The following is a 19,013-nucleotide window of genomic DNA, read 5'->3' as shown; positions in this document are numbered from 1 at the left end:
TGATGTAAGGGATTGAATCCCAAAGGACATAATAAAAAATGGAATTTATTATGGCCTTTTGTGGTCCCTGTTTTTAGGGACAAAAACTACAAGAATTATGAACATCCAAAAAGCATGCCCAATGAAGCGGATAGTAAACGGAGGTTGTTATAATGGCGAACGAACAGAAACAAGGTAATTATCCGAAACCCATGTCCTTTCCGGTGATGGTCTTTTGGACAGGGTTATTTGGAGGTTTGTTTTGGGGAACCCTTGGATGGATTGCTTCCTACTTAAGTTTTACCGAAATTCGTCCTAATGTCATCCTTGAACCATGGGCACTGGGGAATTGGAAGCATGAATGGCTAGGTACACTTATATCCATCATATTAATTGGAATTTGTTCAATAGTTGCAGCATTTGTTTACTATGCAGCATTGAGAAAATTCAAGGGTTTTTGGTTTGGTCTAGTGTATGGAATTGTATTGTTTGCTATTGTGTTCTTTATTCTTAACCCACTTTTCCCTGGAATTAAACCCTTCTTTGATTTAAATCGTGATACGATCATTACATCCATTTGTATATATATCGTATATGGAATCTTCATTGGTTATTCCATAAATTATGAGTATCAAAATAATGTACAACAAGAGAAAGAGGAGTCAGCCTAACTTTAATTAGTCGGATTTGTTAGGTTGTGATAAAATATTTTTGTCCTCATTGATTTAAAAAGGAGAGTGGAGAGTCATGGAAAAAATAGAAAAATTAAGATCTAATTTTTCAACACATGGAATTGACGGGATCCTGATCACTAGTCCATTTAATCGACGCTATATTTCTAACTTTACTGGCACAGCTGGTGTTGTTTTAATTAGTGCAGATAAGGCTCAGTTTCTAACAGATTTCCGCTATATTGAACAGGCTACAAAACAATGTCAAGGTTTCGAAATTATTAAAACTACGGGGTCTATCCCGGAAGAGGTAGCGGTACAAGCAAAGAAATTGGGTATTCAAAAGCTTGGTTTTGAAGAAGATTTTCTTACCTATTCCTCCTTTAAATTATATGATAAAGAAATCGAAGCTGAACTTGTTCCGATTTCCGGTGTAATTGAAAAGTTACGCTTGATAAAGACTGATTCAGAGCTTAAGATATTAAAGGTGGCAGCTGATATTGCTGATGCGGCTTTCAAACACATTTTAGACTTTATTAGTCCAGGAAAGACGGAATTAGAAGTATCGAATGAGTTAGAGTTTTTTATGAGAAAAGCAGGTGCGACATCTTCTTCGTTTGATACGATTGTTGCTTCAGGTCATCGCTCGGCACTGCCCCATGGTGTTGCAAGTGACAAAGTCATTGAGGCTGGCGATATTGTAACCATGGATTATGGCTGTTATTACAATGGTTATGTTTCTGATATTACGAGGACTGTTGCAGTTGGGGAACCAGATGCTAAGCTAAAGGAAATTTATGAAATTGTTCTTGAAGCACAACTACGTGGTATGGCAGGAATCAAACCAGGATTAACGGGTAAGGAAGCAGACGCAATCACACGAGATTACATATCAGAAAAAGGTTATGGCGAATACTTTGGTCATTCAACTGGACATGGGATCGGACTTGAGATTCATGAGGCACCAGGATTATCGATGAAATCTGATGTCGTGTTAGAACCTGGAATGGTGGTAACATGTGAACCGGGTATCTATATCCCAAGTCTTGGCGGTGTACGGATTGAAGACGATTTAGTGATTACCAAGGACCATAACGAGGCACTCACACATTCTACAAAAGAACTAATTATACTGTAATGATTTTAGGAGGATTTAAACATGATATCTGTAAATGATTTTAAAACAGGTTTAACAATTGAAGTTGATGGAGGCCTATGGCGTGTTCTGGATTTCCAACACGTAAAGCCAGGTAAGGGTGCAGCGTTTGTTCGTTCTAAACTTCGTAATCTTCGAAATGGTGCGATTCAAGAAAAAACGTTCCGTGCAGGTGAAAAAGTAGAGAAAGCACAAATTGATAATCGTAAAATGCAATATCTATACGCAAGCGGCGATAATCACGTGTTTATGGATATGGAATCTTATGAACAGGTAGAACTGCCAGCTTCAAATATTGAGTATGAATTGAAGTTCTTGAAAGAAAACATGGAAGTACACATTATGATGTTTAACTATGAAACCCTTGGGGTTGAATTACCAAACAACGTTATTTTAGAAGTAACTGAAACTGAACCAGGTATTAAAGGTGATACATCTTCTGGTGGAACTAAGTCTGCTACGCTTGAAACTGGACTTAATGTTCAAGTACCTTTCTTTATCAATCAAGGGGATAAGTTGATTATCAATACCACTGATGGATCATATGTTTCTCGTGCATAATTAATAATTATTATAAAGCCTTAATCCGAAAATTGTCGGATTAAGGCTTTTTTTTAACAATTTCTCCACAATTTCTCCTAAGTTTCTGCATACTTCTTCACTACATTAAGGGTGTAGAAAAAATAAAGGAGAAGATAACTATGAACATAACACATTATATGGGATTATTAGCAGACAATCAGCCTTGGAATTTGTTAATTTTTATGGCAGTTCCAGTAATCTGTGCAGAAATACTAGCGATTTCCGAAATTGCTATTTTATTTACAAGAAAAGTAGATGGTGCCTTGAAAAAATTAAATAAAATAACAGGTATTTTCGCAGGCTTTTATTTTACTGGAATATTCATTTACCTAATGAAAACAGCTTACATTCCACTAACTGTTAATGGAGAGTGGAAAGGGTGGATTGACGTTATCGCCGTTACTTTCTACTTACTTGGAATTATTCCGTTTCTTGGAATGGCACTACTGGATTTAGGTCTTATTTATAGAAATAAAACAGAAGAAGAAAAGCTAAAATTTCATGCAATTTTTGTAAGTATTTTTCTGGTAGTTGCACATATTGCGATGATATTTGGGATGATTGATCCTGCTCTTGGCACTGGTTCTCCATCAGGCCATGATATGATGAATATGTAAGTTCAACCGCTGGAAATCCGTTTGTGATATTACCAGCGGTCTTTATATTTAGATGAAAAACTTCACTAAATAGTAAGAATTAGTTTCATTTTGGCTAAATTCTTTTTGCTAAACTGAAATAGTATTAAATACTATAGGGAAGGAGTGGAACAGATAATGAAACGAATGACATCTCTCTTGTTCCTTGGGATTTTGTTTGCCATTGTGGCAGCTGGCTGCAGTTCCAAACTCAGTGATCAAACTTGGAAACTCGATAAAAAACATTCCCCATTACCAGATTTCGTTCTCAATACATCTGAGGAAATTAATGAAACCTATGTTATGGCTGCAACTTATCCAGAAGTCGTAGCTTCAGTCCCTTGTTATTGTGGATGTGTTGTTGAAGGTCATAAAAGCAATCTAGATTGCTTTGTTAAACAAGTTGGGGACGATAATGCAGTAACAGAGTGGGATTCTCACGGAATCTCTTGCGATACATGTATCGATATTGCCAGGGATGCGGTTGAAATGCATCTTAGTGGTAAAAGTACGAATAAAATTTATCAATTAATCACAGGAAAATATGAAGATATTGGGGAGCCGACCTCAACACCTGAACCTAAGTAAGGGGTAACCCATGAAGAAAATACTAATCGGATTTTATATTTTGATTATTATTGGAATTATTGTCTGTATAAGTAATAGCCACATTTTTGAAAGCAAGAAATCGGAGGCTATTGCGGCAGGTGAGAAACTATACAAAAAAAATTGTATTTTTTGTCACGGTGAGACAGGAAAGGGAGAAGGCTCAAAACCTGGGACGGCTTTAAATAGCCAGAATTTTTTAAGCACTGTATCGGATCGTGATCTGTATCATTATGTGAAGTATGGAAGAGAAGGTACGGTAATGCCAGCCTATGGTCCACGCATGACAGAAAACGATCTAAATAATCTTGTTGCTTATATAAGAGACTGGCAAACAAAGGATTTAGAATTTGATGTCCCCAAAACTATTTCTGGTGATCCAGAACGTGGAAAAGCACAATATAATTTATATTGCCTCAATTGCCATGGTGAGGCAGCTATTGGTAAAGAGAAAATGGGAACAGCTCTTTCTAATCCACAATATTTAAAATATACCACTGATAAGCAAATTTGGATTGATGCAGCATATGGCCGTGAAGAAACACGGATGGGACCTTCATTAAAGGGCCTAGAAGGCGCACGTCAACTCAAAGAAAAGGATATAACAGATATTGTAACCTATATCCGATCCTTGGAGCAAAAGTAAAAAGTATACAGTAAAAAAGACCTGAATCTAGCAAATTGATTCAGGTCTTTTTTGTTGGCTGTGTTAATTAACAGAGAATTTTTTGATAAATGTGAACATTATGTGGTGGATTTTTGACGAAAACACAACGATTTTAATCCTTTAACAAAATGTTCAAGAGTGCTTCAACAAATAAGAGTTGATAAAGATTATATTTATTTCAAATTGGACTATAGTAAAAAATAGTACTTTCTAGAGATAAGTTTCAAGGAGGATTAAAGATGCTGAAAAATAAATGGTTGGCATTATTCGTAATCGTATCATTTTTCATGAATTTCATCATTCCGAAGGCAAGTGCTGAGACAACCTTTCAAGCAGAAAAATTTCCCTTTAAGGAAATGCAGGTTCAAGTAATGCCAGAGTTTGATTATCCAGAAGGCTGGTCGCGCGAGATTCCATCCTTATTAGTTGGTCAGTACGGAACAATTACCAATAAAAGCGGTCAAGATTATAATGGGAAGATTGAAATTCCTGTTCCAACAATGGATAAAGGCTTTGAAGCCTTTTTGGTAGCAGAATTTCCAGAAAAAGATAAGCCAGAAGTGCAGCGCCCATATGATGTTGATAAAGAAAACGGGATTATTACTTGGAAACCTGCTAAGGCGATTAAGAATAATGAAACCTACGAATTTGTCATTGAGTACTATACCAAGTCCATAGATGTAAAAGGCAACAAGAGTTTTTTATATGAATTTAAGAATAAAGCCGATATCGAACTTTTAGATGTTATCTTTTATGCTCCTATGGATGCAAATGAAATAAAAATGGAACCCAAGGCAGACAACAATTCGAAAAATGAATATGGGGAAGAGCTCTATTACTACCAATACAAAAATGTTAAGGCAAACGCTGGTTTAAAATATTCTTTTACATATAAAAAGGATGGTACTGAATCTACGATGGAAGCTATTAATAAACAGCAGCCGCCAAATGATGAAAACCATAGTGGGTTAACTGCAACAGATCAAGTGGTCAAATCTGGTGGAACATCCGATCCTTCTAAACGCCCCATAATCGGAGTGGGTGGTGCTTCGATCATTGGAGCTGCGATTATTATTGCAGGGCTCTTTGTCTTCCTAGGCTTAAGAGGAAATTCACGATTAGGAGTAAAGGGTGCCAAACAAACAAAAAAACAGCCAAAGAAACCATTGCAAACGGCAAAAGAAGATAACAAAATAGCGATTTCAGAGGAAAAGAAAGAATTACGTAAAAAGTTATTAATGGAAAAGATTGATCAGGAAATGTACGAAGAAGAAATGAAGAAATTAATCTAAGAGGTGAGAAGAATGAAAAAAAATACGATTATTATGATTGGAGGGTTTATTATTGCGGCCTCCATTGTTTTCCTTTTGATGGCAGCAACACCCGGATCAAGTGGTGTTGAGTTAACATTGAAAGAGCTTTTGGCTACACAAGAACTTCATAAGGATGATTTTGTAACGGTTGAAGGACTATTAATCGAGGATTCTATTAAATGGGATGCGAAAAAAATTGAATTGAAGTTTGATGTGAAAGATAACGACGGCAATCTTATGCATGTCATTCACCATGGAACAAAACCGGATAATTTCTCAGAAGGTGTTATCACCATCCTCCAAGGTGCACCAACTATAAAGAACACCTTTGTTGCAGAGACAGTTAAGACAAGATGTCCATCTAAATATGAAGGAAAAGATATGAAAGAATATGATCCAGAGACACATAAAGATAAGTTAAATCAAACACCGAAAGAAAAATAAAAGGGCTAACTTAAGAAGGTGACCAAATGTATTTATTTGCCAACGCAACAATTTATATAGGCTTAGCCATTGCGATTTATTCTCTTCTTATTATTACGTTGGGAATTAGCACGAAAAATCAAAAGTTTGTTAACAGTGGTAAGGGTGGATTAATTGCATTATTAGTTTGTTCATCACTTGCTATGCTATCACTGTTCTACCTTTTAGCAACGTCTCAATTTCAATATGAATATGTTCATGATTACACAAGCAGTGAACTGCCCATCATCTATAAATTAACGGCATTATGGGCAGGTAATGCAGGATCGTTGTTATTGTGGACATTTTTCCTAACTCTTTATACCTATATGATTGCCTTTTCTCGAAAGTTAAAAGGAAATCCTATGGTTCCATACATTTCTGCCATCTTGCTAGCAAATGCGGTTTTCTTCTTCTTTATTTTAGGCTTTGTTGCAAAACCTTTTATTCTATTAGATGAGATTCCTATCGAAGGAAATGGCTTAAATCCAATGCTCCAAAACCCTGGCATGATTATTCATCCAGTCACCCTATACCTAGGTTATGTCGGGCTTGCCATTCCATTTGCGTTTGCAATGGCAGCACTAATCTTGAAAAACGTTGATGACTTCTGGATTAAAATGACAAGACGCTGGACGATTATTGCATGGTTATTTTTAAGTCTTGGTAATATTTTCGGCGGACAATGGGCTTATGTTGAGCTAGGATGGGGCGGCTACTGGGCATGGGATCCAGTTGAAAATGCATCCTTTATGCCATGGTTAACGGCTACTGCATTCTTGCACTCCGTGATGATTCAAGAACGAAAAAACATGTTGAAAATATGGAATATCAGCTTAATCATTGTTTCTTACGCACTTACTTTATTCGGTACATTCCTGGTAAGAAGCGGGGTTCTTACATCTGTGCATGCTTTCGCTAATTCAAACCTAGGATTATACTTCTTAATCTTTATGGGTGTGGCTGTTATTGGAGCACTTTATGTATTAATGAGCCGTTATAACTTGCTTAAACGAAGTGCAGGTGAATTTAATTCTTTTGTTTCTAAAGAAAGCAGCTTCCTAGTAAACAATTTATTACTTGTTGGCGCAGCCTTTGCAGTATTTTGGGGAACTATTTTCCCGTTAGTCTCTGAAGCAGTTCGTGGTACAAAAGTTACGGTCGGTCTTCCATTCTTTAATAAAGTTGAAGCACCCATTCTATTATCAATGATGTTTATCATGGCGGTTTGTCCAATGCTTGCTTGGCAAAAATCAACGGTAAAAAATCTTCGGAAAAATTTCCTGATTCCAGCTATTCTTGCAATTCTCGCTATGATTTTAATGGTGGTATTAGGAATTCAAAAGGCTTGGGCAGTAATTGGTTATGGAATTATCACTCTATTATTAATTACCCATTTCTTAGAGTTTTATAGAGGGGTTAAAGCTAGAAGAAAGATGACGAAGGAATCTCCACTTGTTGCTTTGTATCGATTAATGATTCGAAATCGACGTCGATACGGTGGATATATTGTCCATCTTGGGATTGCCTTTATCACAATGGGGATCATTGGTTCACAGAATTATGATCTACAAACTATGAAAACGGTCGATTTAGGACAGTCTATTGAACTAAAAGATTATCGTATCAACTATGATCGACTTGACCAAAAAAAAGAAGGAATTAATGACATCGTTTATGCTGATGTAACAGTTTTTAGAAATGGTAAAAAGCTTGGCACATTCCAACCTGAAAAGGTGTTTTATGGGAATTGGGAACAGCCATCTTCCGAAGTGGCGATTATTTCCTCACTTAAAGAAGACTTGTACATCGTATTAAGTGCATGGGAAGACGATGGAAAAGCTACATTTGTTGTAAAGGTCAATCCAATGATGAATTGGTTATGGATTGGATCATTAATGATTGTGATTGGTGCCCTGTTTGCTGTCTGGAATGGAAAATATGGAAATGTCACTCCTCGATACACAGGGGTTCGCAAAGAGGTGTCTTAAATATGAAAAATAAGATTTATATTGGGCTTCTTATAATCTCGTTCATCTTTCAAGGATCATTCCTTCGTGTAGAAGCCGCAAAACAGATTGACTATAAATCTGCTGAATTCAAATCAGTTGCTCAGCAGTTCGCCTGTACATGCGGATGTGGCCAGGATCACTATGAATGTGATCCTAATACATGTAATCTAACGACTGAATTTAAAGCAGACTTAGTTGAGATGATGAATAAGGGCTGGGATAAGGATAAAATTCGTGAATATTATGTCAACATTTATGGTGAAGAGATATTAACTTCACCAGAGAAAAGTGGTTTTAGTCTAACGGCTTGGGTCATTCCTTTTGTTGTACTTGGTGCTGCTGGTATTGCCGTGTTTTTCATTATCCGCAAATGGGTTAAGAAAAAAGACAATATAGAAGATGTTGCAGATTACGAGACGACTGAGGATGAAGTAGAAGGTGAAATCCTTTCCTCCATGATTGATGAAGAACGCAAAAAGTATCTTTAGGATGTGAAAAAAATGCAAGATATCACCATCATTTCGATGATTTTTACAACCATTTTAGCTCTTGCCTGTCTATTTCTAATCTTATCACCTTTATTTAAGTGGGATACTTATTTACAGGTTTCTTCTAAAAGCAAGGATATCAATGCTACCAAAGAAGCACTTTTGACTACCCTTAATGAGATAGAATTTGAGTACAAGATGGATAAAATCTCACACGCTGATTATAAGCAATTAAAGAAACAATATGAAACAGAAGTTGCCAGTATTATGAAGGAAGAAGAAATCATGCACACGAATGTCGATAAAGAGTTAATGGATGAAGTAGAAAAAGAAATAGAAGCTCAAATGAAGACCTATAAGAACAAAAAGGGGGAAGGAAAGTGATCAATAAAATCACCGTTTTCCTCCTCGGGCTGATGCTGTTAATCCCATTTCATGGATCAGCGGCATCGGATTCAAAGGTTTCGATTGATATGCATTATATCGTTATCAGTCCTGCTGAAGATGGCGGGGCGAATATGATGAATATGGTTAACTATACAAATACCGCTTCTGAAGAATTTAAAGGTGATGGAAAAAGTGAAGCAGTCTTAAATGTAACCCTTCCTGTAGGAGCAGAGGATCTTAACTTTTTAGACAATAAAATAGCCTTTAAAGAGGTTGACAAAGGGTTTATTACAACAACTCCAATACCTGGAAATCAAACGATGGTACTGCCGTACAGCTATAGGATGGCAAACGGAAAGGCAATTAATCTAAAATCTGACTACTCGGTTCAAATGATGCAAATTCTCGTTCCAGATGGAAGAGGCAGCATAGAAGTGAAAGGCGCTGAAGCGACAAGTCAAGGAAGTTTCAAATTTGATGACCAAAATTACTTTGGATACAGTATCGAAGGACTAAAAGCTAACCAGGCGTTTACAATTATTTACAACAAAGATATTCAGCCACCTGCAGATGACACTAAGAAATCGGAAACAACGAGTGAAAGTAATAGTGCCGTTACACATACAGCACCAGCCTTCCATAATCCTGGACATCTAAGAATATGGGCACAATCACCATTACATCGCTTTAATCCACATGTATTTATGATTATTTTATTGGCAATTGTCATTGCAGGAATCTCCTATTATATCTATTTTAGAAGGAAAGCAAGGATAGATGATGAAAGACTAGGAGCGGATAAAGAAGAGAAAGCATTTAAACTGTTAATGGCAAAACAAAAAGCCATAATGGATAAGATTATTGAATTGGAAGAATCTTTCGGTGATGGAAAACTTTCAGAAGATGAGTATCATGCAAAGCTTGAAGCTTATAAACAGCATCTTGTCCAAGTAAAATTAAATCTTCGTAATTTTGTTGAGTAGTAGCTGGGATGGGAGAGACTGCAATGATAGAAATAAAAAAACTAACGAAGCAAGCTGATAATAAGCTCATCTTACGTGGTGTAGACCTCTCAATCAAAAAAGGAGAAACGGTTGCCATCCTAGGGCCAAATGGTGCAGGGAAAAGCACTCTTCTTAAAGTGCTGGCAACCTTAATAAAACCTACATCAGGCCTGATTAAGGTTAATGGTATGGATTTGAAAAAAAATCATCTCAAAATAAAACAAATAATGGGTTATTTACCCCATTCAAGCTTGCTTTACGATCATTACACACCATTAGAAAATCTTGTCTTCTTTGGAAATATATACGGCGTTAATAATGTTGAACAACGAGCAATTGAGCTTGTCAAAGAGGTAGGTTTGTCATTCTTTCTGAATGAACCTGTAAAAAACTTCTCTCGAGGCATGATTCAAAGGATTGCCATCGCACGGGCGATTGTTCATGAACCAGAAATACTACTCTTAGACGAACCGCACACCGGATTGGATCAAGGGGCAATTGGGATTCTCAATAACGTTATTCTAGCGATGAAAGCAAAAGGGACCACGACCTTGATGGTAACACATGATTTTAAACAAGCAGCTGAAATCTGCGACAGAATCATCATTGTTAAAAATGGAAAGATTGTCGATGATTTTAGGATCGAAAATTCTAATTTAGGCTATGTTTCCGAAAAGTATGAACAATTAGTGGAGGGAGTATCATGAATCTTTTTCGAACAGCCCTCTTACTAGCTAAAAAGGATTTATATTCTGAGTTCAAAACGAAGCAAATTATGGTAACTCAGATTATATTTGCTGGTCTTGTCATTGTCGTTTTCAGCTTTGCTTTTGACCCTGCCAATAATACAACTAAAGCAGTCATTCCGGGGGTCATTTGGGTCATTATTGTTTTTGCAGGAATTTTAGGACTTAACAGGTCATTTATTTCAGAACAGCGGAATGATACGATGCAGGGTTTATTGGTAGCACCGATGGAGGCAGCCAGCATTTATTTAGGAAAGTTCTTAGCCAACTTCTCCATGATGTTGATTGTAGAACTTGTCTCAATTCCATTTTTGTTCCTATTGTTTGACTTCAAATTCTATGGGAGTCTTCCATATTTTATCCTAGTAGTGTTCTTGGGCAGTTTTGGATTTATCGCCATTGGTACATTCCTAGCTGCCTTGGCAGCCAAATCTAAGAGCAGTGAAATGCTGCTTCCACTATTGCTGTTTCCGATTACAACGCCAATCTTAATCGGTGTTGTTCAAGCAACAAGAATCATCCTAACCAATATGGAGAAATTTTCAAGTGCAATAGCTTGGATCCAACTGGTCACGGCGTATGATGTTATCTTCTTTGTTGTTTGTTTCTTATTAATAGATTATGTGCTGGAGGTTTAAGTGATGAGTATGAATCTCGAACGAGAGAAAGCAGTGCTTCCTGGGACTCAAGTAATTGTTAAGAAAAACATAAATCTATCCAAGATTTTGTTTGGAGCTACAGTTGTATCCATGTTAGTTGCCCTTTATTTTATCTTTATCTTTGCTGCTGAAGAAGTAACGATGGGAGCTGCACAGAAAATCTTTTATTTTCATGTTAGCTCTGCTTGGCTGGCATTCATGGCGTTTTTTGTAACATTTGTGTTTAGTATTTTGTTTTTAATCAAGCGGAAAAGAATTTTTGACACCTATGCCTATGTCTCTGCTGAAATTGGTGTTGTGTTTACGATTATTGTTTTAACAACCGGTCCGATTTGGGCAAAATCTTCATGGAATACATGGTGGGTATGGGAACCACGCTTAATTACTACGTTGATTCTATTTTTTATCTATATTGCCTACATTATGATTCGACAAATGGATGGAGTATGGGACAAAAAGGCTCGACTTGCTTCCGTATTTGGAATCATCGGGTTTGCAGATGTTCCCATTGTATTTTTTGCCATTCGTTGGTGGCAAACAAAGTTTCACCCAATTGTGTTTGGTGAAGGACCTTCCCAAAAAGGTGGAGGTATCGAAGGTACAATGTTAGTCGCCCTGTTTGTTTCACTTGCGGCATTTACAATTCTATATTCCTACCTTCTTCATAAAGGTGTATCATTTGAAAATATGAAAATTAAAGTAGAGCGCTATAAAGAAAAATTACGAGAAGACTTGGAAAAATAGGAGGAATTGATTATGGGATTCGAATATATGTATGGTGCCTATTCGGTAGCTTGGGTTGTTATTTTTTCGTATATGTTAATACTTGGGAAGAGACATTCAAAATTAAAGAAAGAAATTGAATTCTTAAAACAACTAGAAAAATAACTAGGATTGATATTTGGGCCTGTGTAGAATTAGCAGGCCTTTTGCATAGAACCTTACTGGTGTCAGGAGGAAATACGATGAACAAGCGGGTCATCAAATTACTCGTATTGATTCTTATTGTAGGTATGTTTGCATTCTTTGGTTATAGTTTAGTAACAAAAGGTAAACATACAGATGTTGGTGATAAAGCATATAATTTTTCGCTCCCAAATTTAGATGGAAGTACAACCAAACTCTCTGATTTTAAGGGAGAAGTTGTTATCTTGAATTACTTTGCCTCATGGTGTGCTCCGTGTAAGGAAGAGTTACCAGAACTAGAATCTTTCCAAAAAGACTATGGCGATAAATATAATTTTCTTATGATTAATCGCGGTGAGACAATGGATAAAATTAATAAAGTAACAGAGAAAAATAAAGCTGGAATGAATTATTTATTCGATTATAATGCCAAGGTTTCAAAAATGTATAATGTAACAGGACAGCCAGAAACCTTTGTAATAGATAAACAAGGAATAATTAGAGTGCACTTTAATGGTCCTGTTACAGAAATGCAATTATATAACTGGGCAAAAAAATATAATAATTAATCTCAAAAAGAGGATTGAACCATAAAAATGGGTTCAATCCTCTTTTAATAGGAAGGATTATAATTAAATTCTGCAATCACATTTGCTTTAATCATTATTTGTCCTGGTTCCAATTGTGTGGACGCCATGCTTTTCATAAAAGTGCCAGACGCATTAAATACAGGCTGGATTGTACTTCCGCCTTCGACCACTGAAATCGGTGTAGGGAGTAAGATTACATTTAAGGTACCGGCAATCGTTTTAGCTTTTTCAATGGCATCATTTACAGCTAGACTCAAGGTTTGCTTATAAAAAGCTTCTTTGTTTTTTACTGTAAATTGAACATGGGAAACATTGTTTACCCCGTTCTGAACAGCTGTATCTACCACTTTTCCAATACTGGATAAATCCTCAATTTTCACCTGCAAAATATGAGTTATTTTATAACCGCGAAAAATTTGTTTCCCCTGATCATAGTCATAATCTGATTCGATTCGATAATCAAAGGTTTGAATATGATTTTTGGCAATTCCCAGTGAAATAAGTGATTCGATTACCTTTGCCACTTCAAGGGAGTTTTGTTGCTGGGCTGTAATTAATTGCTTACCTTCTGTAATAATTCCTATGTTTACTGAAGCCGTGTCAGGCTGGACTGCCATTTCCCCATCACCAGAAACTTTAATTAAATGACCCTTGTGATGTTGTCCGTTACGGGCAAGCAGAGGGTAATTGTAATTGTACACTCAGTATAATTCCTCCTTGATGGTTATTCCTTCCTATAAAATACGATCCACATTATAAAAACGTTCCGAAATAAATCTATTGCTTTACCTTATTAAACTTTGTTCTAGCAATAGGATATGAAATTGAGAAGAAATGACAGATTTGAAAGTCATAATGTGGCCAAGCAGGCATACATTTTAAATAATGAGAAGCCAAATATGAGGAGGCTGTATACGTGGAAACGATCCTAAACTTTTTACCTAAAAAAATAGCCGACCTAATCAGCAAAATCCCTCTGAATCAAAAAGAAGAATTAGAAGAAATTCGTATTCGCATCAATCGGCCCATTGAAATGACCATGAAAGGTACACCCAGGTTTTTATCATATATTATCCAGCCCGACGATGCTTTTCATCTTATGAATAAAATCAGTCATTTCTCCATTTATACACTTGAAGAGGAACTCAAACAAGGGTTTATTACGGTTTCAGGAGGCCATCGGATCGGCCTCGCGGGTAAGGTAATCCTTGAGGGCGGTAAGGTTAAGGCGATTCGAGATATTTCCTCTTTTAATATCCGTATCGCTAGGGAAAAGGTTGGCATAGCTGAACCGCTTATCCCTTATATCTTTCAAGGAGGATGGAAGCATACGATGGTGATTGGACCTCCTCAAACCGGAAAAACCACATTACTCCGCGATATAGCAAGAATTGCTTCCTCAGGGTTCGGAACAAGGGGAATACAGGCATGTAAGGTGGGTATTGTTGATGAACGAAGTGAAATTGCCGGTTGTGTAAATGGGATACCGCAATTGACCTTTGGAGACCGCTTAGATGTATTAGATGCCTGTCCGAAAGCTGAAGGAATGATGATGATGATTCGTTCGATGAGTCCAGAGATTTTGGTAGTGGATGAAATTGGCCGGAAAGAAGACAGTGAAGCCATCCAAGAGGCTGTTCATGCCGGAATCACGTTGATGATGACAACACATGGGACGAGCATTGAAGAAGTTAAGAATAGGCCATCTCTCCGAAATATTTTGGATCAAAAAATCTTTCAGCGTTTTATTGTCCTTAGCAGGACATCCGGTCCAGGAACAATTACACATATATTAGATGCTAATGGTAGTGAAATGAATCAAAAAGTGAGAGTGACATAAATGATTAAGCTAGTAGGTGCTGTATTCATCATTGTCGCAACAACATGGATTGGATTTGAAATTTCCAGGCGATTTAGTGAACGGCCAAAGCAGCTTAGAGCATTAAGATCTGCACTTCAATCACTTGAAGCAGAAATTATGTACGGCCATACGCCGTTACATGAAGCAGCACGAAGGTTGGCAGAACAGTTATCAAAACCTCTATCCACGTTTTTTGAAGCCTTTTCCAAGAAATTAACGGACACAGAGACAACGGTTAAAGAAGCTTGGGAAACGAGTTTGAAAGAGATATGGAGTTCAACGGCATTGAAGCAGGGAGAATTTGAAATAATGAAGCAGTTTGGGGAAACCCTGGGGCGCCATGACCGTATGTCCCAACAAAAACATATTATGCTGACACTGACACATCTTGAAAGAGAAGAGGCAGACGCAGTTCAAGCACAAGCAACATACGAAAAAATGGTAAAGAGCCTGGGATTCTTGGCAGGATTATTACTGATAATTTTATTATTTTAGGGGGAAAAGCAATGGGGTTAGAAGTAGATATCATATTTAAAATTGCTGGTGTGGGAATTGTGGTTGCCTTTTTGCATACCGTATTAGACCAAGTGGGGAAAAAAGAATACGCCCAGTGGGTCACGTTATTTGGGTTTATTTATATATTATTTCAGGTAGCTTCTATCGTAGATGATCTCTTTCAAAAAATTAAATCTGTATTTTTATTTCAATAAAGGAGGGGTCCTAAGATTGAAATCATAAAAATAGTCGGCATAGCACTCGTTGCAACTTTTCTCGCTTTAATTGTTAAAGAACAAAAGCCTAATTTTGCTTTTCTTTTAATTGTCTTTGTAGGCTGTGTCATTTTTCTTTTTTTAGTAGATAAAATTTATGAAATCATTCATATGCTTGAAAAACTGGCAGTGAATGCAAATGTGAATATGGTTTATATTGAAACGATTTTAAAAATCATTGGAATTGCGTATATAGCCGAATTTGCTGCCCAGATTACCAAAGATGCGGGTCAGGGAGCGCTATCCTCTAAAATTGAAATAGCAGGAAAAATTATTATTCTTGCAATGGCAATTCCAATTTTAACGGTTTTGATCGAAACCATTATCAAGCTTATTCCGAGTTAATGACATACCTGAAAAAGAGGTGTAGTAAAAATTGAAGCAGCTATGGCAGTTTATTCCTATTATCATTCTCGTATTCTTTTTTTTATTGATTCCAAGAGTACAAGCTGCTGAAGAGGGTAAAGATCAAACCAATCCTCTTTCCCCCCAGGAGTTGGTTGATGAACAGCTTAAATCTCTCGATATCTCAGAACTTAAACAATTTTGGGAGGATATCTCTTATAAATACGGAGGATTCCTACCAGAAAGTCAAAAGGGCAGTTTGTATGACTTTATCAGTGGTGAGAAAAAATTTTCATTAAAACAATGGGGTTTGGGAGTAGTAAAATTTGCTTTTCAAGAGTTTGTTTCTAACGGAAAATTACTAGGGTCATTGATTATGTTAACCATTTTTAGTATGTTCCTTCAATCCATGCAAAATGCCTTCGAGAAAAGCGCTATTAGCAAAGTTGCTTATTCAATCGTTTATATGGTACTAGTCATTATTGCTCTAAATAGTTTCCATATCGCCATCAGTTATACAAATGAGGCAATTGGATCGATGATCTCGTTCGTACTTGCTCTTGTACCGCTGTTACTCGCTTTAATTGCAGCATCTGGAGGTTTGATATCGGCAGCCTTCTTTCACCCGGTAATCTTATTTCTAATGAATATGAGCGGCTTATTTATGCAATATATCATCCTGCCACTTCTTTTTCTTGCGACCTTGTTGAGTATTGTCAGTACGATGTCAGAACAATATAAAGTGTCACAATTAGCCGCTTTGCTAAGGAATTGGAGCATTGGGTTAATGGGGCTCTTCTTAACGGTGTTCCTTGGTGTTATATCAGTACAAGGTGCCTCAGCAGCTGTGTCAGACGGAGTAACAATCAGGACAGCGAAGTTTGTGACAGGAAACTTTATTCCTGTCATTGGAAGGATGTTTACCGATGCTACCGATACGGTCGTTAGTGCATCAGTCCTATTAAAAAATACAGTGGGCCTTGCTGGGGTAGGGATCTTACTTATTATCGTAGCCTTTCCAGCTATTAAAATATTAATGATAGCCTTTATTTATAAATTTGCTGCTGCAATTTTGCAGCCTCTAGGTGGCGGACCAATCATTACCTGTCTAGATATTATTAGTAAAAGTGTGATTTATGTTTTCGCAGCCCTGGGTATTGTTTCACTTATGTTCTTTTTATGTATAACCGTAATTGTTGCAGCTGGTAATCTGACAATGATGATACGATAGGGGGGATTAAAAATGGATTTTTTAATAGAGTGGGTAACGAATATAATTCTCTTTATCTTATTAGCAACGGTAATTGATATGCTCCTTCCGAATTCAAGTATGCAAAAGTATTCGAAAATGGTTACGGGACTCCTCTTAATCGCCATTATTCTAACCCCAATCTTTAAATTAATCTCCAAGGATTTTGAAACGGCACTTGGATCCATCCCTTCATATCAAGTTCCTGGAGAAAAAAATATGAAAAATTCAATAGATTTAAAGAAAAAAGAAATACAAGCTTCACAACATGCATATATTTTAGAAGAAATGGCTGTCCAACTGGAAAAGGACGTGAAAGAGGAGTTGATGGAACAATACGGATTGGAGATAGCTAAAATTGACATAGCTACAAATGAAGAAAGCGACCAAACATTCCCTGAAAACCTCCAAAAGGTTAAGGTTCTTCTGAAACAACCAGAAAATGAAGTGAAGACAGTCGAAGCAATTAAACAAATTGAAATTAACTCAGAAACACCTCTTCCATCTAAAAGCTCAACAGAAGAAACAGAAAAAATAGCCGCTTTTCTTTCGCGAAAATGGAATGTGACCGAAAAAACAGTTGAAGTTTCGATTGAAGGGGGGATTAATAACGAAAATGGATAACAAAAATCAGGGGCCATTTTCATGGCTTAAAAAGGTGCTGAAAATCGAGGGCAATTCTGAAAAGAAGACAGGTAAATACCAATATATGCTCGTTGTGTTATGTATTGGTGCAGCATTTATGCTTGTAGGCAATATGGTCTTTAAGAAAACCCCGAGTTCAGAAGATATCCCGGTTACAGCTAGTGATAAAGTCGCAGCCGAGGATGTCCCTGCTTTTGGGATAAGCAAAGGATCAGGCAATAAGGCAGTGACTGAATATGAAGAAAAATATGAAAGCCAACTTAAGAAAGCTCTCCAGCAAATGTTAGGTGTGAACGATGTTACCGTTGTCGTCAACATAGATTCAACTGATAAGAAGGTCCTAGAAAAAAATAGGGTTTCCAAATCACAAACTACGGAAGAAACAGATCGTGAAGGCGGGGAACGGAAAGTTCAAGAGGCCTCTACTGATGAGCAGCTAGTCATAGTCCGTGATGGTGAAAAAGAGATACCAATTGTGGTAGAAACAAAAAAGCCTGAAATTCGTGGAGTCCTTGTCGTTGCCAAAGGTGCAGATAATATTCAAGTGAAAAAGTGGATTGTAGAAGCAGTTACACGCGCCTTAGATGTACCAAGCCATCGAGTTGCAGTAATGCCTAAAAAATAAAAGGGGTGTTTTTATATGCTATTGAAAAAACAAACAGTTTGGTTATTAACGATGTTAAGTTTAGTTGTTGTATTATCTGTTTATTACATTACATCACCAGAGCAGAAGAGTAATGATCTTGCGGCCATTCAGCAAGATGCGAAGGAGCAAAATAAAGGAAAGACTAAAACGGAAGCTAAAGATGATAAAACTATTGTATCCACTGTAGCAGGTGATCAAGAGTTTGAGGAACTTCGTATGAAGTTAGATGACCTAAGGAGCCAACAGCAAGAGGAATTAACTACTGAACTTGCCTCGACCGATCTACCTGCTGTCGAACGAAGCAAGGTTAAGGATCAAATGGATAAATTAAATCAAACAGCCCAAAAAGAAGAAATCCTTGAAACCCTTATCAAAACAATGGGCTATGAAGATGCATTAGTACGAGCAGATGGGGAGGAAGTTAGAGTAACTGTTAAATCTAAAAATAAGCCGTCTGCAACTGAGGCCAATAAAATCATTTTACAGGTGAAAAAAGAAATTGGTGAAACCAATTATGTAGCTGTAGAATTCCAGCCAACGAAATAAGTGGATCAATAAAAGGGAAGTCACCGACTTTCCTTTTTTTTTGATTGAGGACCATCAAATAGGGTAAAATAATATGTTGAGAGACATT

General features: G+C 36.9%; 26 protein-coding genes. 25 read left to right on the top strand and 1 reads right to left on the bottom strand.

The window, feature by feature from the left end; all coding sequences use genetic code 11:
* Window positions 1-152 precede the first annotated feature (152 nt).
* From KW850_RS19575 to KW850_RS19495, 17 genes are all read left to right on the top strand, one after another.
* Window positions 153-650 (top strand): YqhR family membrane protein, encoded by a 498-nt coding sequence (locus KW850_RS19575; protein WP_218349452.1) that lies wholly within the window; start codon window positions 153-155, stop codon window positions 648-650.
* Between the two features lie 76 nt (window positions 651-726).
* Window positions 727-1,788, top strand: coding sequence for a M24 family metallopeptidase (locus KW850_RS19570; RefSeq protein WP_218349451.1), 1,062 nt, complete (start codon window positions 727-729; stop codon window positions 1,786-1,788).
* A gap of 21 nt (window positions 1,789-1,809) precedes the next feature.
* Window positions 1,810-2,367: an elongation factor P gene (gene efp, locus KW850_RS19565; RefSeq protein ID WP_218349450.1), complete on the top strand. Its 558-nt coding sequence runs from the start codon at window positions 1,810-1,812 to the stop codon at window positions 2,365-2,367.
* A gap of 140 nt (window positions 2,368-2,507) precedes the next feature.
* On the top strand, window positions 2,508-3,005 hold the full coding sequence (locus tag KW850_RS19560; RefSeq protein WP_218349449.1) for a DUF6803 family protein: 498 nt from the start codon (window positions 2,508-2,510) through the stop codon (window positions 3,003-3,005).
* Window positions 3,006-3,161: 156 nt separating this feature from the next.
* Window positions 3,162-3,611 (top strand): PCYCGC domain-containing protein, encoded by a 450-nt coding sequence (locus tag KW850_RS19555; RefSeq protein WP_218349448.1) that lies wholly within the window; start codon window positions 3,162-3,164, stop codon window positions 3,609-3,611.
* Between the two features lie 10 nt (window positions 3,612-3,621).
* Complete coding sequence (locus KW850_RS19550; protein WP_218349447.1) at window positions 3,622-4,275, top strand: c-type cytochrome; 654 nt, start codon at window positions 3,622-3,624, stop codon at window positions 4,273-4,275.
* A gap of 260 nt (window positions 4,276-4,535) precedes the next feature.
* Entirely contained in the window at window positions 4,536-5,588 is a 1,053-nt protein-coding gene (locus KW850_RS19545; RefSeq protein WP_218349446.1) for a hypothetical protein, read from the top strand.
* Between the two features lie 12 nt (window positions 5,589-5,600).
* Complete coding sequence (locus tag KW850_RS19540; protein ID WP_218349445.1) at window positions 5,601-6,053, top strand: cytochrome c maturation protein CcmE; 453 nt, start codon at window positions 5,601-5,603, stop codon at window positions 6,051-6,053.
* A gap of 26 nt (window positions 6,054-6,079) precedes the next feature.
* A complete protein-coding gene (locus tag KW850_RS19535) occupies window positions 6,080-8,062 on the top strand; it encodes a heme lyase CcmF/NrfE family subunit (RefSeq protein ID WP_218349444.1) in 1,983 nt (660 codons plus the stop codon).
* Between the two features lie 2 nt (window positions 8,063-8,064).
* Window positions 8,065-8,571, top strand: coding sequence for a cytochrome c-type biogenesis protein CcmH (locus KW850_RS19530; protein WP_218349443.1), 507 nt, complete (start codon window positions 8,065-8,067; stop codon window positions 8,569-8,571).
* Between the two features lie 12 nt (window positions 8,572-8,583).
* Entirely contained in the window at window positions 8,584-8,955 is a 372-nt protein-coding gene (locus tag KW850_RS19525) for a hypothetical protein (protein ID WP_218349442.1), read from the top strand.
* Window positions 8,952-9,941 carry a hypothetical protein gene (locus KW850_RS19520; protein WP_218349441.1) on the top strand — a complete coding sequence of 330 codons (990 nt, stop codon included), beginning with the start codon at window positions 8,952-8,954 and terminating at the stop codon, window positions 9,939-9,941. Before KW850_RS19525 ends, KW850_RS19520 begins: the two co-directional genes overlap by 4 nt.
* Window positions 9,942-9,964: 23 nt before the next feature.
* Window positions 9,965-10,669, top strand: a complete 705-nt coding sequence (ccmA, locus tag KW850_RS19515; RefSeq protein ID WP_218349440.1) for a heme ABC exporter ATP-binding protein CcmA — start codon at window positions 9,965-9,967, stop codon at window positions 10,667-10,669.
* Entirely contained in the window at window positions 10,666-11,346 is a 681-nt protein-coding gene (locus tag KW850_RS19510) for a heme exporter protein CcmB (protein WP_218349439.1), read from the top strand. The genes ccmA and KW850_RS19510 overlap by 4 nt, the downstream gene beginning before the upstream one ends.
* 3 nt (window positions 11,347-11,349) lie before the next feature.
* A complete protein-coding gene (locus KW850_RS19505; RefSeq protein WP_218349438.1) occupies window positions 11,350-12,111 on the top strand; it encodes a cytochrome c biogenesis protein in 762 nt (253 codons plus the stop codon).
* A gap of 12 nt (window positions 12,112-12,123) precedes the next feature.
* Window positions 12,124-12,255 (top strand): CcmD family protein, encoded by a 132-nt coding sequence (locus KW850_RS19500; protein WP_218349437.1) that lies wholly within the window; start codon window positions 12,124-12,126, stop codon window positions 12,253-12,255.
* Between the two features lie 77 nt (window positions 12,256-12,332).
* Window positions 12,333-12,842, top strand: a complete 510-nt coding sequence (locus KW850_RS19495; RefSeq protein WP_218349436.1) for a TlpA family protein disulfide reductase — start codon at window positions 12,333-12,335, stop codon at window positions 12,840-12,842.
* Between the two features lie 44 nt (window positions 12,843-12,886).
* Here KW850_RS19495 and KW850_RS19490 read toward each other — a convergent pair whose 3' ends face one another.
* Complete coding sequence (locus tag KW850_RS19490; protein ID WP_218349435.1) at window positions 12,887-13,564, bottom strand: SIMPL domain-containing protein; 678 nt, start codon at window positions 13,562-13,564, stop codon at window positions 12,887-12,889.
* A gap of 215 nt (window positions 13,565-13,779) precedes the next feature.
* Between KW850_RS19490 and spoIIIAA the strand changes: the two genes are divergently transcribed.
* Genes spoIIIAA through KW850_RS19450 form a run of 8 tightly spaced genes read left to right on the top strand, consistent with a single transcriptional unit; the run spans window position 13,780 to window position 18,925 of the window.
* Window positions 13,780-14,703 (top strand): stage III sporulation protein AA, encoded by a 924-nt coding sequence (gene spoIIIAA / locus KW850_RS19485; RefSeq protein ID WP_218349434.1) that lies wholly within the window; start codon window positions 13,780-13,782, stop codon window positions 14,701-14,703.
* Complete coding sequence (gene spoIIIAB / locus KW850_RS19480) at window positions 14,704-15,219, top strand: stage III sporulation protein SpoIIIAB (protein WP_218349433.1); 516 nt, start codon at window positions 14,704-14,706, stop codon at window positions 15,217-15,219.
* Window positions 15,220-15,230: 11 nt separating this feature from the next.
* Complete coding sequence (spoIIIAC, locus tag KW850_RS19475) at window positions 15,231-15,434, top strand: stage III sporulation protein AC (RefSeq protein ID WP_007084610.1); 204 nt, start codon at window positions 15,231-15,233, stop codon at window positions 15,432-15,434.
* A gap of 24 nt (window positions 15,435-15,458) precedes the next feature.
* Complete coding sequence (spoIIIAD, locus tag KW850_RS19470; RefSeq protein ID WP_218349555.1) at window positions 15,459-15,839, top strand: stage III sporulation protein AD; 381 nt, start codon at window positions 15,459-15,461, stop codon at window positions 15,837-15,839.
* 31 nt (window positions 15,840-15,870) lie between these two features.
* Entirely contained in the window at window positions 15,871-17,070 is a 1,200-nt protein-coding gene (spoIIIAE, locus tag KW850_RS19465) for a stage III sporulation protein AE (RefSeq protein WP_218349432.1), read from the top strand.
* A 12-nt stretch (window positions 17,071-17,082) separates the two neighbouring features.
* Window positions 17,083-17,712: a stage III sporulation protein AF gene (gene spoIIIAF / locus KW850_RS19460; protein ID WP_218349431.1), complete on the top strand. Its 630-nt coding sequence runs from the start codon at window positions 17,083-17,085 to the stop codon at window positions 17,710-17,712.
* Entirely contained in the window at window positions 17,705-18,358 is a 654-nt protein-coding gene (spoIIIAG, locus tag KW850_RS19455) for a stage III sporulation protein AG (protein WP_218349430.1), read from the top strand. The genes spoIIIAF and spoIIIAG overlap by 8 nt, the downstream gene beginning before the upstream one ends.
* 15 nt (window positions 18,359-18,373) lie before the next feature.
* Window positions 18,374-18,925, top strand: a complete 552-nt coding sequence (locus KW850_RS19450; protein ID WP_218349429.1) for a SpoIIIAH-like family protein — start codon at window positions 18,374-18,376, stop codon at window positions 18,923-18,925.
* Window positions 18,926-19,013: the final 88 nt, after the last annotated feature.

Source organism: Bacillus sp. sid0103, from assembly GCF_019219025.1.
The sequence above is the reverse complement of the archived record's forward strand: the minus strand, read 5'-3'. Positions and strand labels throughout refer to the sequence as shown.

Coding starts and splice junctions, on each gene's coding strand:
- KW850_RS19575 (WP_218349452.1), top strand. CDS start 153: ATGGCGAACGAACAGAAACAAGGTAATTATCCGAAACCCATGTCCTTT.
- KW850_RS19570 (WP_218349451.1), top strand. CDS start 727: ATGGAAAAAATAGAAAAATTAAGATCTAATTTTTCAACACATGGAATT.
- efp (WP_218349450.1), top strand. CDS start 1,810: ATGATATCTGTAAATGATTTTAAAACAGGTTTAACAATTGAAGTTGAT.
- KW850_RS19560 (WP_218349449.1), top strand. CDS start 2,508: ATGAACATAACACATTATATGGGATTATTAGCAGACAATCAGCCTTGG.
- KW850_RS19555 (WP_218349448.1), top strand. CDS start 3,162: ATGAAACGAATGACATCTCTCTTGTTCCTTGGGATTTTGTTTGCCATT.
- KW850_RS19550 (WP_218349447.1), top strand. CDS start 3,622: ATGAAGAAAATACTAATCGGATTTTATATTTTGATTATTATTGGAATT.
- KW850_RS19545 (WP_218349446.1), top strand. CDS start 4,536: ATGCTGAAAAATAAATGGTTGGCATTATTCGTAATCGTATCATTTTTC.
- KW850_RS19540 (WP_218349445.1), top strand. CDS start 5,601: ATGAAAAAAAATACGATTATTATGATTGGAGGGTTTATTATTGCGGCC.
- KW850_RS19535 (WP_218349444.1), top strand. CDS start 6,080: ATGTATTTATTTGCCAACGCAACAATTTATATAGGCTTAGCCATTGCG.
- KW850_RS19530 (WP_218349443.1), top strand. CDS start 8,065: ATGAAAAATAAGATTTATATTGGGCTTCTTATAATCTCGTTCATCTTT.
- KW850_RS19525 (WP_218349442.1), top strand. CDS start 8,584: ATGCAAGATATCACCATCATTTCGATGATTTTTACAACCATTTTAGCT.
- ccmA (WP_218349440.1), top strand. CDS start 9,965: ATGATAGAAATAAAAAAACTAACGAAGCAAGCTGATAATAAGCTCATC.
- KW850_RS19510 (WP_218349439.1), top strand. CDS start 10,666: ATGAATCTTTTTCGAACAGCCCTCTTACTAGCTAAAAAGGATTTATAT.
- KW850_RS19505 (WP_218349438.1), top strand. CDS start 11,350: ATGAGTATGAATCTCGAACGAGAGAAAGCAGTGCTTCCTGGGACTCAA.
- KW850_RS19500 (WP_218349437.1), top strand. CDS start 12,124: ATGGGATTCGAATATATGTATGGTGCCTATTCGGTAGCTTGGGTTGTT.
- KW850_RS19495 (WP_218349436.1), top strand. CDS start 12,333: ATGAACAAGCGGGTCATCAAATTACTCGTATTGATTCTTATTGTAGGT.
- spoIIIAB (WP_218349433.1), top strand. CDS start 14,704: ATGATTAAGCTAGTAGGTGCTGTATTCATCATTGTCGCAACAACATGG.
- spoIIIAC (WP_007084610.1), top strand. CDS start 15,231: ATGGGGTTAGAAGTAGATATCATATTTAAAATTGCTGGTGTGGGAATT.
- spoIIIAF (WP_218349431.1), top strand. CDS start 17,083: ATGGATTTTTTAATAGAGTGGGTAACGAATATAATTCTCTTTATCTTA.
- spoIIIAG (WP_218349430.1), top strand. CDS start 17,705: ATGGATAACAAAAATCAGGGGCCATTTTCATGGCTTAAAAAGGTGCTG.
- KW850_RS19450 (WP_218349429.1), top strand. CDS start 18,374: ATGCTATTGAAAAAACAAACAGTTTGGTTATTAACGATGTTAAGTTTA.